The organism is Bradyrhizobium sp. JR3.5, assembly GCF_054057015.1.
Genome location: NZ_JBSRYV010000001.1, coordinates 2723763 through 2737662 on the forward strand (window position 1 = coordinate 2723763; position 13900 = coordinate 2737662).

Annotated in this window: 12 protein-coding genes and 1 pseudogene; 4 read left to right on the forward strand and 9 right to left on the reverse strand. The window is 59.8% G+C overall.

The features are described from left to right. Nucleotides 1–14: 14 nt before the first annotated feature. The 3 genes from ACVWW1_RS13710 to ACVWW1_RS13720 all read right to left on the reverse strand — a co-directional run bounded on the left by ACVWW1_RS13710 (nt 15) and on the right by ACVWW1_RS13720 (nt 2789). On the reverse strand, nt 15–932 hold the full coding sequence (locus tag ACVWW1_RS13710) for an SDR family NAD(P)-dependent oxidoreductase (RefSeq protein WP_456656157.1): 918 nt from the start codon (nt 930–932) through the stop codon (nt 15–17). Next, complete coding sequence (locus tag ACVWW1_RS13715) at nt 892–1935, reverse strand: Atu2307/SP_0267 family LLM class monooxygenase (RefSeq protein ID WP_456656158.1); 1044 nt, start codon at nt 1933–1935, stop codon at nt 892–894. The genes ACVWW1_RS13710 and ACVWW1_RS13715 overlap by 41 nt, the downstream gene beginning before the upstream one ends. A 200-nt stretch (nt 1936–2135) precedes the next feature. Beyond that, nucleotides 2136–2789, reverse strand: coding sequence for a hydrolase (locus ACVWW1_RS13720; RefSeq protein WP_456656159.1), 654 nt, complete (start codon nt 2787–2789; stop codon nt 2136–2138). Nucleotides 2790–2937: 148 nt separating this feature from the next. On the opposite strand from ACVWW1_RS13720, the pseudogene ACVWW1_RS13725 reads away from it, so the two are divergent. Then, nucleotides 2938–3835 (forward strand): annotated as a pseudogene (locus ACVWW1_RS13725) (LysR family transcriptional regulator). A 956-nt stretch (nt 3836–4791) separates the two neighbouring features. On the opposite strand, the gene ACVWW1_RS13730 reads toward ACVWW1_RS13725, so the two are convergent. From ACVWW1_RS13730 to ACVWW1_RS13745, 4 genes are all read right to left on the reverse strand, one after another. Further along, nucleotides 4792–5754: an NAD(P)H-dependent flavin oxidoreductase gene (locus tag ACVWW1_RS13730; RefSeq protein ID WP_074127368.1), complete on the reverse strand. Its 963-nt coding sequence runs from the start codon at nt 5752–5754 to the stop codon at nt 4792–4794. A gap of 22 nt (nt 5755–5776) precedes the next feature. Next, nucleotides 5777–6487: an enoyl-CoA hydratase gene (locus tag ACVWW1_RS13735; RefSeq protein ID WP_456656160.1), complete on the reverse strand. Its 711-nt coding sequence runs from the start codon at nt 6485–6487 to the stop codon at nt 5777–5779. Between the two features lie 83 nt (nt 6488–6570). Continuing rightward, nucleotides 6571–7818 (reverse strand): thiolase family protein, encoded by a 1248-nt coding sequence (locus ACVWW1_RS13740; protein WP_074127370.1) that lies wholly within the window; start codon nt 7816–7818, stop codon nt 6571–6573. A gap of 15 nt (nt 7819–7833) precedes the next feature. Next, nucleotides 7834–9387, reverse strand: a complete 1554-nt coding sequence (locus tag ACVWW1_RS13745) for a class I adenylate-forming enzyme family protein (protein ID WP_456656161.1) — start codon at nt 9385–9387, stop codon at nt 7834–7836. A 207-nt stretch (nt 9388–9594) separates the two neighbouring features. Here ACVWW1_RS13745 and ACVWW1_RS13750 point away from each other — a divergent pair, with 207 nt between their 5' ends. Further along, a complete protein-coding gene (locus ACVWW1_RS13750; RefSeq protein ID WP_074127374.1) occupies nt 9595–10368 on the forward strand; it encodes a crotonase/enoyl-CoA hydratase family protein in 774 nt (257 codons plus the stop codon). Between the two features lie 69 nt (nt 10369–10437). Here the strand turns inward: ACVWW1_RS13750 and ACVWW1_RS13755 are convergent, their stop codons facing one another. Further along, nucleotides 10438–10965, reverse strand: coding sequence for an SDR family NAD(P)-dependent oxidoreductase (locus tag ACVWW1_RS13755; protein WP_456656162.1), 528 nt, complete (start codon nt 10963–10965; stop codon nt 10438–10440). A 19-nt stretch (nt 10966–10984) separates the two neighbouring features. Then, nucleotides 10985–11212, reverse strand: a complete 228-nt coding sequence (locus ACVWW1_RS13760; RefSeq protein ID WP_456656163.1) for an SDR family NAD(P)-dependent oxidoreductase — start codon at nt 11210–11212, stop codon at nt 10985–10987. 479 nt (nt 11213–11691) lie between these two features. Here ACVWW1_RS13760 and ACVWW1_RS13765 point away from each other — a divergent pair, with 479 nt between their 5' ends. Continuing rightward, entirely contained in the window at nt 11692–12510 is an 819-nt protein-coding gene (locus tag ACVWW1_RS13765) for a TetR/AcrR family transcriptional regulator (RefSeq protein ID WP_083632881.1), read from the forward strand. A 256-nt stretch (nt 12511–12766) separates the two neighbouring features. Then, on the forward strand, nt 12767–13900 hold the full coding sequence (locus ACVWW1_RS13770) for a CaiB/BaiF CoA transferase family protein (RefSeq protein WP_456656164.1): 1134 nt from the start codon (nt 12767–12769) through the stop codon (nt 13898–13900).

Below are 13900 nucleotides of genomic sequence, written 5' to 3' on the forward strand. Positions count from 1 at the left end.
CAGGCCGGCAAACGTCAGGCGGAGTGCATCCCTCCCGGCGTCGGGCTTTCGTGGGTGGCTCGGAGCATCTCCTCGGCGTCGGCGCCGACTACCGCGCGGCTCGGCGCGGGATGCTGCTCGGCGATTTCGATTACCTGTGCAGCGGTAGCGGCCGAGTCGAAGCTGGCTGCCTGGATACTTCTCAGCCCCTTCGCGAAGGTGCCTAACGTCTTGCCGTAGAGTTTGCGTTGACCTGGCGTCATCCCGTTTGCGATCCGCGCCAAGGCCGACGTCCTCGCCGAACCACCGGTTTTCATGTTGCCGGCGGTCACCACCACGACCTCAATACCGAAGGATTTCAGTTCGGCGCGATAGACAGCCGAAAATACCTCGATCGCCGCATGCGAAGCTGCCGACGGCCCGCTGAACGGTAATGGCAAGCTCGCCATCCATGTGTTGACCTGCACGATACGGCCGCGCGCCTTGCGTAAGGCCGGCAAGAATGCGTTGATCACCGAAAGGGCACCGAATACGTTGACTTCAAACTCATGACGGATGGCGTCGAGCAGAAGGATCTCGATCGGACCTTGAGTGAGGATGTCGGCATTGTTAATCAGGAGGTTGAGCCCGGCAGCGCCAAGTGCTTCAGTCACGCCGGAGGCCCAAGCCTCCACCCCCATCGCCTTTGTGACGTCGCAGACGGTCAGGCTGACACGTCCGCCGGAAGCGTCCCTGAGATCTAGAGCCTCCGCCGCGGACATTGCTGTGCCGAAGACGATATAGCCCTTGGCGGCGAGCCCGAGCGCGATGTCGCGGCCAAGGCCGGCGCCGGCGCCCGTGATTACGACCGAACGGCCAAATCGTGGAGAAGTGGATACCATCAGGTGTTTCCTTCCAGAGACGAAACACTCCTCACGGATTCGCGCGCGCCGCCGCCCGGACAATCGGCGCAACTTCAGCGCCTAGGAGCTCGATCGAGCGCTTCATCGCTGCGGTTCCGAGCGAAGCGGTGCTCATTTGAAACGTGATGCGCGAGACGCCACCGAGCGCCTCGCTGGCGTGGAGCATCTTGGCTGCGACCGTTCCGGGACTACCAATCAGAAACGCGCCCTCTGGACCGGCCATTTCTTCGAACTGCCGGCGTGACGGCGCCGACCAGCCGCGTTCACGACCGATCTTCGTCGTCAAATGCGCCCAGCCGGGGAAGAAGGCATCGCCGGCTGCCGCGTCGGTTTCGCCGACAAAGCCCATTGCATGGACGCCTACCGCGAGCTTTTCGAAATCATGCCCGGCGCGCTCGCCGGCTTCGCGATAGAGATCGACGAGAGGACGGAAACGTTCGAAGCTTCCGCCTATGATCGCGACCATCAACGGAAGACCAAGCTCGCCGGCTCGCGCGAAGGATTGCGGCGTGCCGCCGACGCCGATCCAGAGCGGAAGTCGCGACTGGTGCGGGCGTGGGAAAACGCTTTGGCCATGGAGCGCGGGCCGGAAGCGCCCCTTCCAGGTGATGTCGGTCGATTCGCGGAGCTTAAGAAATAGATCGAGTTTCTCGGCGAAGAGCCCGTCATACGCCATGGTGTCGAGGCCGAACAGTGGGAAGGCCTCACCGAACGAACCGCGACCGACGACGATCTCCGCACGGCCACCGGCGATCAAATCGAGTGTCGCGAACTCCTGGAAGACGCGCACCGGGTCGGCCGCGCTCAAGACGGTCACGGCGCTCGTCAAGCGGATCTGACTGGTGCGGGCTGCCGCCGCGGCCAAGATAACCGCGGGAGCGGAATCCAGGAACTCTGCGCGATGGTGCTCGCCGACACCGAATACATTGAGTCCAGCCTGGTCGGCGACCTCGACCTCCGCGATGAGGTCTGCCATGCGATCGGTGCCGGATGGAAGCTTGCCCGTCGCCGGATCGGGAAGCATGGCCACGAAACTGTCGATACCGATTTCCATGGGAAGCCTTTCGAGCAGTTAAGCTTGGCGAGATCCCTCGTCAGGATCGAACATCGAAGCGCCCCCGATTCGAGCGAGGCCGCTGTAGGCCCAGCTCAAAGCGGTTCGGTTCACAGTTTTCCGGAAAGAGGGGATGACGAGACTGACCCGGCGGACATTCCTTCGCAATGCATCGTCCGGACGCCCGTCATCCCTTCAATTCACTTCGCGATGCTTGCTACCGGAGTATTGAGCAATTGCTGTTCCCACATATAAGCGATACCGCTGCCGGCGAAGTGCTGGATGAGAATCTCGGTCAGTTCCTCGACATGCTCGGTGCGCGCCCAATCGCGTTGCCATTCGCCAGCGAGCGCCATCACGGTCATCACGTTCGCGCCGGCCGCGATCATTCGCTGGATGGCAACTTCGTGAGACTCCTTCGAAATCCCGCCCGACGCGTCGGTGATCACGGTCACGTCCCAGCCTTCGCCGGCGGCCTGGATGACAGGCATTGCGACGCAGACCTCGGTCCACAGGCCCGCGATGATCAGCTGCTTGCGACCGGTCGCCTTTACGACCTTCACCACATTCTCGTCCTGCCAGGTATTCACCCAGGTGCGATCGATGACTTTCTGGTCCGGAAATACGTCGGTGATCTGCTTAAAGAGAAGTCCTCCGCGCGCCGCGATCACGCTGGTGAGAATGGTCGGAACATTGAAGGCTTTTGCGAGCTTCGCCAGCGCGGTCGTGTTGTTGACCACAGCTTGCGGATCGTGGCTGTTCAGATTCGTGAGCTGATAGGGCTGGTGATCGATCAGAACGAGCACCGAGTCCTCGGGACGAAGAAGCGATGCAAGGCCGTTGCGAAAGGTCATGAATATCCTCTGCTGCCGTTAGGTGAGGCTGATTTGTGGCAGACATCCGCCGACTGCGACGATGTCTGCGTGGACAGTGCCATTCCCATTTGCGATACGGTAGCGCTCGCCCTCGCCACACTGTGTCGCAAAAGCAGGAACGCTAAAATTGGACATTGAAGAACTGCGAACATTCGTAGAGATCGCTGACGCTGGCGGAAGTAACGCCTGCCGCGCGTCGGCTCGGGGTCTCCAAGTCGATCGTTAGTCGGCAGCTGGCTCGGCTTGAAGCAGAGCTCGGCGTCCAGCTGCTCGCACGAACTACTCGCGGCACCGTACTCACAGAGGCGGGTTCCACATTCCGAGATCACGCCGCCAGAGTCTGCGCCGAGATCGATGTTGCCAAGGAAACGATCCTACCCGCAGGTGATCTTCGCGGCCGCTTGCGGATTGCTGCACCACTTACCTTTGGCCCGACACATCTTGCTCCGGTGTTCGCGGAAATGGCGCGACGTTACCCTCAGCTTGGCATCCACACCTGCTACACTGATCGCTTCGTAGATCTCATCGCAGAGGGTTATGATTGTGGCGTACGGCTTGGCCACCTTCCGGACTCTAACCTGATCGCAAGGCGCGTCGGACCGATCTATGGGAAGTTAGTTGCGAGTCCGGAGTATATCAAAGCGCACGGATCGCCTGAGACACCGGATGAACTCCTCACGCATCAGGCTCTGATGCAGGGCACTGAAACCTGGCAGTTCCTGGATGGTGAAAAAACCGTCACGGTTCGACCGCAGGGGCGCTTCAAAGCCGACAACGGCACAGCTCTGGTCACTGCCGCCATAGCAGGACTCGGCATCGCTTATCTCCCCGAGGGCCTGATCCATGAGCATCTGGCCTCTGGCACGCTTGTTCCGGTCATGACCCGGCACCCGATACGTCCGGCGGGTGTATTTGTCGTCCGGCCACCAGGCCAGCATCCCGCTCGCAAGATAAGAATTCTCACCGAAATGCTGATCGAGTGCTTCGGAAAAGCTCCGGACGTTGTCGGCATTAGGCCTGGCTGAGCGGAGCACTGAGCCGAGGTGGGTAAGTGATCTGCGCGACCTGGATCCCTCGAGCGTTCGCGAAGGGTTAGATCAACACTCCCGACGCCATTTCCTGCGGAGCCAGGACGACTAACCGTGCCCCGTCTCTGAACAGGTCGACACTATTGCCAACGACACTCTGGAACTGCACGTGCAACACGCGGGGAATGCGTCCACTCGCCGAGCGACCCGAAGGTGCTGCAGGAATGGGTCCGGCCGTGGCCCGTTGCTGCCGTCGGATTTGGCCCGGATGTCCGCCCCGCTTCAATTACTGCCGATTCCCCCAAACTGGGGTCTCGCCTCACGGCTCCGGCCACTCTGCACGCTGCAATACGCCACAATACGATGCTCGAGGAAGCGCGGTGGAATTCAGACACCGATCGGGTTAAGTGGAGGCCATAACTCGGGTCGCGCTCGAATTTGAGAGCCGGATATGAGAGGAAGCGAGAACAGCCTCATTAAAACTACGCCAAAGTGCGCGATAGCATCCGGCAGCCCTACTCCCACTCAATCCTTTCGGACGACGTTTTCTCCTTGATTTGCAAGTACAAATGTCCAGACCTGACGGACAAATCCCGACGGTATGCCCGCCGCATTCTTTTGGTCTTGAATTCACAGAAAAATTTGAGTTGCCCGCAATGCTGGCCATCTCGCCACCTATCGGAGTCAATCGGGTCATCAGTGGTGCCTGCGTAGACAAGACCACCATACCTGATCCGGTGCGGCGTCGCTTCAAATACCGTCGCAGATCAGGAACGCTTTAGTCCCTGCTGTTCGCTCGCCACTGTGCGCCAGCCAGAATGGTCCGTTGTGCGCCAGAAGGTACGTCGCAGTTCGACCCGAAACCCAAGCGGCGGCGGCAACAGACGGTCATCGGCAGGACGTCAAGTCACACTGGAAAGGCCGCGCAATCCCTGTCGACGGATTGTGATCGCTTAATACGCCTCTGCCACTGAGAGACTTCTCTTGAGGGCCGCCGCCCTCTCCTGCATTAACCTTTCGACCTCATCGCGTACACTCGCAATTTTTGTTACGCCTCCTACTCCATGGCCGGCGCTCCAGATATCACGCCACATTTTCATAAGTTCGGTATCGCGATTTACGCTGAAACCTTTGTGATTTCCGCCATCGATAAAGCCCGACTTTTCCAGACTGGCGCGCAGCATGTTTGCCGGGATGCCAGTCAACTTGTCGGTCGTAACAACGTCGTCAGCGCCACTTTCGATAAGCATATCTCGATACCGTTGATCGGCCTCGCTTTCACGCGTTGCGATGAAAGTGGTGCCCATCAGCACAAAATCCGCTCCCGTCATTTCGGCGGCGGCGATCTGCTGTCCTGACGAAATACCTCCCGCAAGTGCGATCGGACCATCAAAAAAGCTTCGGACTTCCGCCAGGAACGCGAATGGATTTAGCCAGCCCGTATTGCCGCCCGCGCCGGCGCTTAGAAGCACCAATCCGTCTACCCCGGCTAACGCAGCGCGCCTTGCGTGGCGAACCGTCGCGGCATCGGAAAAGACCAGACCGCCATAACTATGGATGCTGTCTATCAGACGATCTGGGGCGCCCACGCTGGATATGGCGATCGGCACCTTATGCTTGATCATCAAGTCGACGTCTGCATCGAGTCTCGTATTGCTCGCGTGGGCAATGAGGTTTACCGCGAATGGAGCCGTCGCGCCTGCGGTTTCCAGTTTCACGACAATATCGCTGATCCAGGAGTCGAGGATCTCGGTGGTTCTCGCGTTGAGAGCTGGAATGGACCCAAGAATGCCGTTTGACGACGACGCCACGACGAGGTTTCGACCGGAAACGAGAAACATCGGCGCGACAAAGAGCGGCAACTTGAGCTTGGCCTTGAGCCGAGCGGTCACTTGTGGATCGCCATAGTTTCCCATTTCGATTACCTTTTACATACAGTCAGCTAAATCGCGAGAAGTCGGCGCGGCGTTTCTCCTTGAACGCATCGACAGCTTCTTTTGCTTCAGCGCCGTGCTGGAGACGAACCAGATGCTCTATCTCGACCTTGATCACCTCGCGAACGTCCTCCGCAATCGATCGCTTCATCAGCATTTTCGTCGTTCGAACCGATGCGGGCGGTTGCGCCGCGATGAGCGCCGCCTTCGCCTTGGCAATCTCCTCAACCTGATCGTTGGGAAACACTCCATTCACAATCCCGAGCTTCAGCGCCGTCGTCGCGTCGAACGCTTCTCCGGTAAACAGGATTTCGCTGGCGCGATGATGTCCGACCAGCCGGGGCAGCAAATAAGACGATGCACACTCCGGACAAACCGCCAACGGCACGAATGGAATTCTGAAGTTCGTGTGCGATCCGCAGTAGACGAGATCGCAGTGCAGAAGCATCGTCACGCCAATGCCGACGGCAATGCCGCATGGCGCGGCAATGATCGGCTTGCTGCACTCCGTCAACGCACGCATGAACCGACCGTGCGGCCCGTCTGGCCCCTCGATCATGCCGTCGGACAAGTCGTTGCCGGCCGTAAAGCAATCAGCGCTCCCCGTCAGGACGACGACCCGGACGGAAGCGTCGGTCTCGGCCCGTTCAAGAGCTTCTGCGAGGCATGAATACATCGCGCGCGTGAGCGCGTTTCGCTTGTCCGGCCGGTTCACGGCGAATGGTCAGAACCCGATCACAGATTTCGGTCAGCACGTCGTCCATCACGAGCGGTCCTTCAGTCACAGAGATCGGCGGCTCAGGCAACGGATCGCTCGAACACGGCAATATGGGCGACGGCTTCCTCAAACCCCCAGAGCCCACCGCCATTTTCCTGGACGGCGATCCGCGCCTTCTCGACTTGTCGCGACCCTGCCTCTCCCCGCAACTGCGCAACGAGCTCGAAGATCTGTCCGATGCCGGTCGCCCCGATCGGATGCCCCTTGGATTCGAGCCCGCCCGATGGGTTGATGGGCACGCGGCCGCCCAGCGTTGTCGCCCCACTCTGCGCAAACTTGCCGGCGGCTCCGAGCTCGCACAGTCCGAGATTGGCGCTCTGGATGAGTTCGCCGATCGCGGTGGCGTCATGGACCTCCACCACGTCGACGTCGTCCGGCGCCACGCCCGCCTGTTCATAGGCCGCTCTTGCCGTGAGCCGGGTGATGTGGTTATCGAGATCGTCACCTCCGCGCGCTGTCGCGGACCGGATGACGCTCGCCCGCACCTTGACGGCGCGAGACGCCTGAACGCCCAGGCGTTTGAGCGCCGCGCCGGTGCAGACGATGACAGCCGCGGCGCCGTCGGAAATCGGCGCACACATCGGCAGCGTCAACGGGTAGCTGATAGCGCGCCCCGCCAATACTTCGTCGGCCGTCATCGATTTGCGATACTGCGCTCGCTCGTTATCGACCGCGTGGGTGTGGTTCTTGGCGGCGACAAAGGCCATCTGCTCCTGGGTGATGTCGTGCAAACGCATCAACTGTCGACCGAGAGCGGCGTAGACATCCATGAAGACGCTGTAGGGCCGATCGGACACGCTTCCGGGAGGCGGTTCGACACCCTGGCCGAGAGCGATCAACCGATCCGCATTTTCCTTCGGCGTGTGGACATCCCAACCCGAATCGAAGATGGCGAACATCTTCGCCTTGTCCTCGTCGTACATTTTCTCGGCGCCGATCGCGAGGGCGACCTCGCCGGCTCCGGCGCGCAAATGGTTCACCGCGAGATTGAACGCGGACGACGCCGTCGCGCAGGCGTTTTCCACGTTGAAGACCGGGATTCCATGAAGGCCTTCGGGCAACAGCGCGACCTGCCCGCGGATGCAGGTCTGCCCCTCCATGAAACCCTGGACGGCGTTTCCAAAGAAAGCAGCCTGGATCTCGGATTTATCGATGCCCGCATCGCTTAACGCATCATTCAAAGCCCAGGCCACAAGCTTTTTCAGGCTCTTATCCAGATGCCGACCGAACGGTGTCATCCCAACACCGATGATATAGACGTCTTCCATGTGAATTCCTCCGAATTAGATTGAGCGCCAGTGGCCCTGCCAGAATTTTTCGCGCACCACGCGTCGCAACAGCTTGCCGACGGGGCTGCGTGGCAACTCGCTCCAGATCTCCACGCGCTTGGGAGTCTTCATGCTGCCGAGGCGTTCGCGACACAGCGCCAATACCCCCTCTTCGGTCAACGCCTGGCCCGGCTTGAGCTGGATGACCGCAGTGACGGCCTCTCCCCACTTCTCATGCGGCGCTCCGACAACGATACAGTCCAGGACAGCCGGGATCTCGTAGATGATCTTTTCGATTTCCGAGGGGAAGATATTGAACGCGCCGCTAACGATCATGTCCTTCTTGCGATCCACGATCGTGACGAATCCCGCATCGTCCATGACCCCGACGTCACCGGTGTGGTGGAAGCCAAACGCACTGACTTCATCCGTGGCTTCGGGGTTCTTGTAGTAGCACTTCATCAGGGATGGTATCCTGACCACAATCTCTCCTCGTTGCCCACGCGGGAGGATATTGCCGTCGTCGTCCATAATTTCGATGCGGACGTACTCCGCCGCACGCCCTGCGGAGCGCAGAACCGACTCGTTGAATGAACCGTCATTCAAGATGTAATCCTCGGGCGCTTTGACCGTCACCGGCATATGCGTTTCCGACTGCGCATAGGATTCCCACACAACGGGTCCCAGCAAGGCGACGATTTCCTTGAATTTTTCCGGCGAGATGGGAGCGGCCCCGGTCAGGCACATCTTCACCGATGAGAAGTCGGTGCTTTTGGCCTTTGGATGCATCAGGAGCGCGCCGATCATCGTTGGCGGCATGAACAGGTGCGTGATCCTTTCCTGCTCGATCAGGTGAAGGACTTTTTCGGCGTCGAAGCCCGACATGATCACGTTGGTGCCCGCGGAAGGATAGAACGCCATGGCAAACATTCCAGCGGCGTGCGAAAGCGGCGCTGTCGTCAGGACGCGCGAACGCGCTTGAATCCTGAAGGCCTTTTCCTGGGCGATCAGTCCTTGTTCGAGCGTATAATGGGTGTGCACGACGCCTTTCGACGGACCGGTCGTACCTCCCGTCGGCACAAGACACGCCCGCCGCATCATATCGGGCCTGGAGTACGGAAACTCATTGAACTTTCCGTCCAGCCAGCTCGCCAGGCTTTCCCCTTCGGTGGAATCGGCATCAATGCAGATCCATCTGCAGACTTTGTTATTGCCGGCCTTCAGTTGCCGCACCTCCTTTTCGTAACGGCTGTTGAAAAAGACCAGCTCGCCATCCATGAAGTCGAGCACTTCCGCATTGGTTTCGACAGCGTTGCGATCGTGCACGCCAACCCAGGCGAAATCGGCCCGGTTGATCCCCATCTGCAGCATGGAAATGCGGGGATCATTCGAGCTGTAGATCCCGATCACCGCTCCCGCCGTCAATCCGGGCTCGCGGCTCAAAGCCGTCGCAATCGCGTGCACTGTCCAGCGCGCTTCCGCGTAGGTCAGGCGCAGATCCCCGAAAACCGCAAACTCGACGTCGGGATTGGCAAGCGCCGTCTTTTCGAAATAGTCCGATACCCGCACTCTTCCCTCCCGGTGAGGCACGCTCCTGGTGCCCGGACTGGCTTTGCCTGCATGGAGTCGCATCGCATGTTCCGCCTGACGCGCGGGACCTGTAGTGACGCGAGCCCAGCACAAACGAGCCCGGAACCATATTTATTACTTGATCGTCTCATTTTCTGACTTAAAAGTCAATATTGATCGAAACCTCTTTTTGAGCAGGAGAAAAGCGTGGAGCCCCAGACCCAGAAGGTGATTTGCGAGCGTCGCGGTCACACCCTCGTCATTACCATCAACCGCCCTGAAGCCCGCAACGCCGTGGACTATGAGACGTCGCTGCAGATGGAAGCCGCCCTGGATGCCCTCGATGCGGATCCGGACCTTCGCGTGGGCATCATTACGGGGTCGAACAAGACGTTTTCGGCGGGAGCGGACCTGAAAGCGGCCGCCAAAGGTGAGAGCTCGATCACCGAACGTCGCGGCGGCTTCGGTGCTTTTGCGCGCCCCTCGCTCAAGCCGACGATTGCTGCTGTTGAAGGTTTCGCGGTGGGAGGCGGATTCGAGCTTTGTTTATCATGCGATCTCGTCGTCGCAGCGCGAGGCGCAAAATTCGGGCTGCCTGAGGTACGCCACAACGTGGTGGCGGTCGGAGGCGCCTTGTTTCGGCTCCCCAGGCGAATTCCCTACAATGTTGCTATGGAGATGGCGATCACCGGGCATTTCAGAAACGCCGAGGATCTTTACGGTCTCGGCTTCGTCAATCGGCTGGCCGAGGAAGGTCAAGCCTTATCCGTTGCCCTTTCGTTTGCCGAAGAAGTTCTTGCCAACGGACCGACCGCCGTGTGGGCAAGCCGCGAAATCATGTTCCAGTCCAACAACTGGACTGATGAAGGAGCCTGGAGCGAGCAGTGGAAGATTGCCCGGGTTGCGCTCGACAGCGAGGATGCAAAGGAAGGCCTGCGAGCCTTCGCAGAAAAGCGCAAACCCCAATGGAAGGGGCGCTAGATCATGCGGCGCGCCGCTCTTGATATAGCTCTATCGGTTGCGTTGAGGCAGGACCGTGTCCGGCCTCGCTCACATGGCGAACGAGAAACCCCCATTGACCGGATAGGTCTGTCCGGTCATCCAGGAGCTTGAGTCGCTGGCCAGCAGCGTCACGAGGCCTGTAATGTCTTCGGGACGTCCGAAGCGGCGGATGACATAGCGTTCAAGCTGCCGTTTCGTCTTCTCGGGAGGCTGCGCCTCGATGACCGGCGCTATGGTCGGGGTCAGCGTTGCGGCAATCGCGACACAATTTGCGGTAATATTGTAGCGACCCAAGGTGCGCGCCACCGCCCGCATGAAGCCGGCGGCGCCAGCCTTGCCGCCCGAATAGACCTCGATCCCGGACTCCCCAACTCGTCCCGCGTCGGAGATGATTGTGATCAACCTGCCGCTCTGCTGCTTGACCATAAAGGGTGTTGCAGCGGTCACGCAGGCGATCACGCCGAAAAGATTGACGCCAAGCCAGCGCTGCCAGTCTTCCGGAGACGTCTCCCAGAATGGCTTCGGTGCACCGCTGGATGGGTTGGCCCCTTCGTTGCCAGCATTGTTTACCAGCACATCCAGGGTGCCGAACTCATCAACCGGTGCGGCGCATCATGGTCCTGACCGCATCGATGTCGGCAACATCCGCCTGGACAGCGATCGCTTTGCCGCCCGCATCGACGATTTCCCGCGCGACCTGGGTGGCGCGTTCCAGAAAATAATCGTTGACGACAACCTTTGCGCCGTGAACCGCGAGCGTCAGCGCAATTTGGCGGCCAACTCCCTGCCCGGCACCGGTGACGACTGCCGCCTTGTCGTTCAAATCAAGAATGTTCATCGATGTCTCCCTGCAAAACCCCCAGAGCCGGCGCTGGCTCGCTCTATCAATTTTCAATACCGGCGATAGAACGGAATTGACGATAAAGTCATTTTTTTATTTCTGCAACGCAATTTACGAAATGGGAGCATCGCCCGCGGCCGATGTAGCGCCCCCTGATCTTGCGCGCCTAGGATGAAATGCCTCTCGCTGGCGGCAGGCGATCGGACGTCCCCGCGTTCGGGCCGACGATATAACGGCTTCTCGCTCGACCGATGGCCACGAAGACGCCCGCCGCCGCTGCAAGCTGGGCGCTTACCGAGCCGCCAACTTACTTTACTCAAAGATTTAAATGGATTACTTCAAAGTCAGGAGTTTAAGCGATCATTGATCGCGTGCACTTCTGTTGTCGGATTGTCTTCCGATAAAATCGCGGAAGATTCGACACGATGCCGCACTGCCCATTATGAGGAGCTGAGAACGAAGTGCCCCGATGGAAAAATGTCCTTCAAACCAGTGATGAGGTTTATCGCGTCAAGCGGAACGCGGTGCTCCGGGAGGCAACGCGCATCATCGCAAGAAGAGGCTTTCACAACACGTCTCTCGACGACGTCGCCGAAGCCCTTCAGGTCTCAAAAGGCACGCTCTACAATTACGTAACTGACAAGCTCGAGATACTTTTCGAGTGCCATATCATGTCCCTCGACATGGGATTGCAGGCCGCCGCCTTCGCAGAAAAGCATGGAACGACGGGATATTCGAAGCTCCGGCTGAATCTGCGCGCCTATATCCGCTGGCAGAACCAGGCCTTGGGCGCCGGCGGCGTGACCTCGGACGTGACCGCGCTGCGCCCCGCGGATCGACGCAAGGTCATCGCAAGGCGTGACGAGATCGAGAATCGCCTCGTCTCGTTTATCGAGGAGGGCATGAAAGACGGCTCGATCCGGCGTATCGATCCGAAACTCGCCGTTTTCACGATGATGGGAGCGGTGACGAATGTTCAGAGCTGGTACTCGCCGAACGGCCGGCTCGGATTGGACAAGATCGCAGACGGGATGGTTGATCTGCTGTCGAACGGCTTGGGGACGGGCGCAAATCCCGACGATATGCTGGTGGAAATCCCTGCTGATGTCCCTCTTGACGTGTTCGGCACCGAAAGCGACAGGCAGGCGGCGGACGCGCCTGTAGCTCTTACGGCATCTAAGGGCGCCGATATGGGTTCACCGGAAAAAGCGAGGCGTCGTCGCGCATCGCCGGCCGGGGGAGCCCGGCCTGGAATCAAGGCAAAGAAAAGCCGAACCTGATTTTACGGTCACGTCCCGTACCGTCGCGCAGCCTCGTAGACATCGGCCAATCCCGGCCCACTCGTGTCGCAGAGCTATCGCCATATGTTGACTTTTCTAGTCACATTAGTGACCTTATAGTCAATTCTATTTTGATCCGCGTCTGGAAAAGACCGATCGCTTCGGGAGTCCGATCGCTTGGAGCCATACAGCCGACGAGGAACGCGCTTCTCAGGCTTCATTGAGAGCCGGTCAGCTTTTGCGACGGATTGACGATATGTCGATCCTGCAAGGTCTACGCGTCATCGAGATTGCCGGCCTGGGCCCCGGTCCGTTCTGCGGCATGCTCCTTGCGGATTTTGGCGCAGACGTGATCGTCGTGGAGCGCAAGGATGCGAGGACGCCATTGCCGCGTCCGGAATACATCGTGAACCGGGGGAAACGCTCGATCGCCCTGGACCTGAAGCAACCGCAAGCCGTTGACGTGGTGTTGCGGCTCGTCGAGCGCGCCGATGTATTGATCGAGGGCATGCGGCCCGGCGTCATGGAGAGGTTGGGCATCGCTCCCGAGGTCTGTCTGGAACGTCGCCCTTCGCTCATCTATGGCCGCATGACGGGGTGGGGACAGCATGGTCCGCTGTCTCACTCGGCGGGGCACGACGGGAACTATACCGCATTATCGGGCGCTCTCTGGTACGCAAGTCCTCCGGGTATAGCGCCCGTAGCCCCTCCAACCCTGATCGGAGATGTCGGAGGCGGCGCACTCTACCTCGCGATCGGCTTGTTGGCCGGCGTTCTCAAGGCAAGGCAGAGCGGCCGTGGACAGGTAATCGACGCAGCCATCGTGGATGGCTCTGCGCATATGTTGAACTTGCTACTCAGCGCGCTGGCCGCCAACGGCGCGGGCCATGAACGAGGCGTGCATTATTTTGATTGCGGTCCCTCGGTCAATACCTACCGTTGCTCGGACGGCGGTTGGATCATCGTGTCGCCTCTCGAGACTCAATTCTACGATGAACTGCTCAAGCGCATCGGACTTGCCGGAGATCCCGTGTTCGAGAACCGGACTGCCGCCGCGGATTGGCCTCGACAGCGGGCCGTATTGTCTGAGACCTTTGCCACGCGGACGCGTGCCGAATGGTGCGCGATCCTCGAAGGAACCGACGCCTGCTTCGCCCCTGTCAACGATCCCGCGGAGGCGGCGCGCCACCCGCATATGGCCGCGCGAAAGGTATTTGCCGAAGTTGATGGCGTATTGCAGGCTGCTCCGGCCCCGCGCTTTTCTGAGGACGCCCCAACCGATTGGCGGCGAGGTGTGCCGCGTATCGGCGAGGATACGGAAACCATCCTCCGCGAGACCGGCTATGATGAAAGCGGTGTGAGGGAATTGAGATCGGCCGGAGCCATCTAG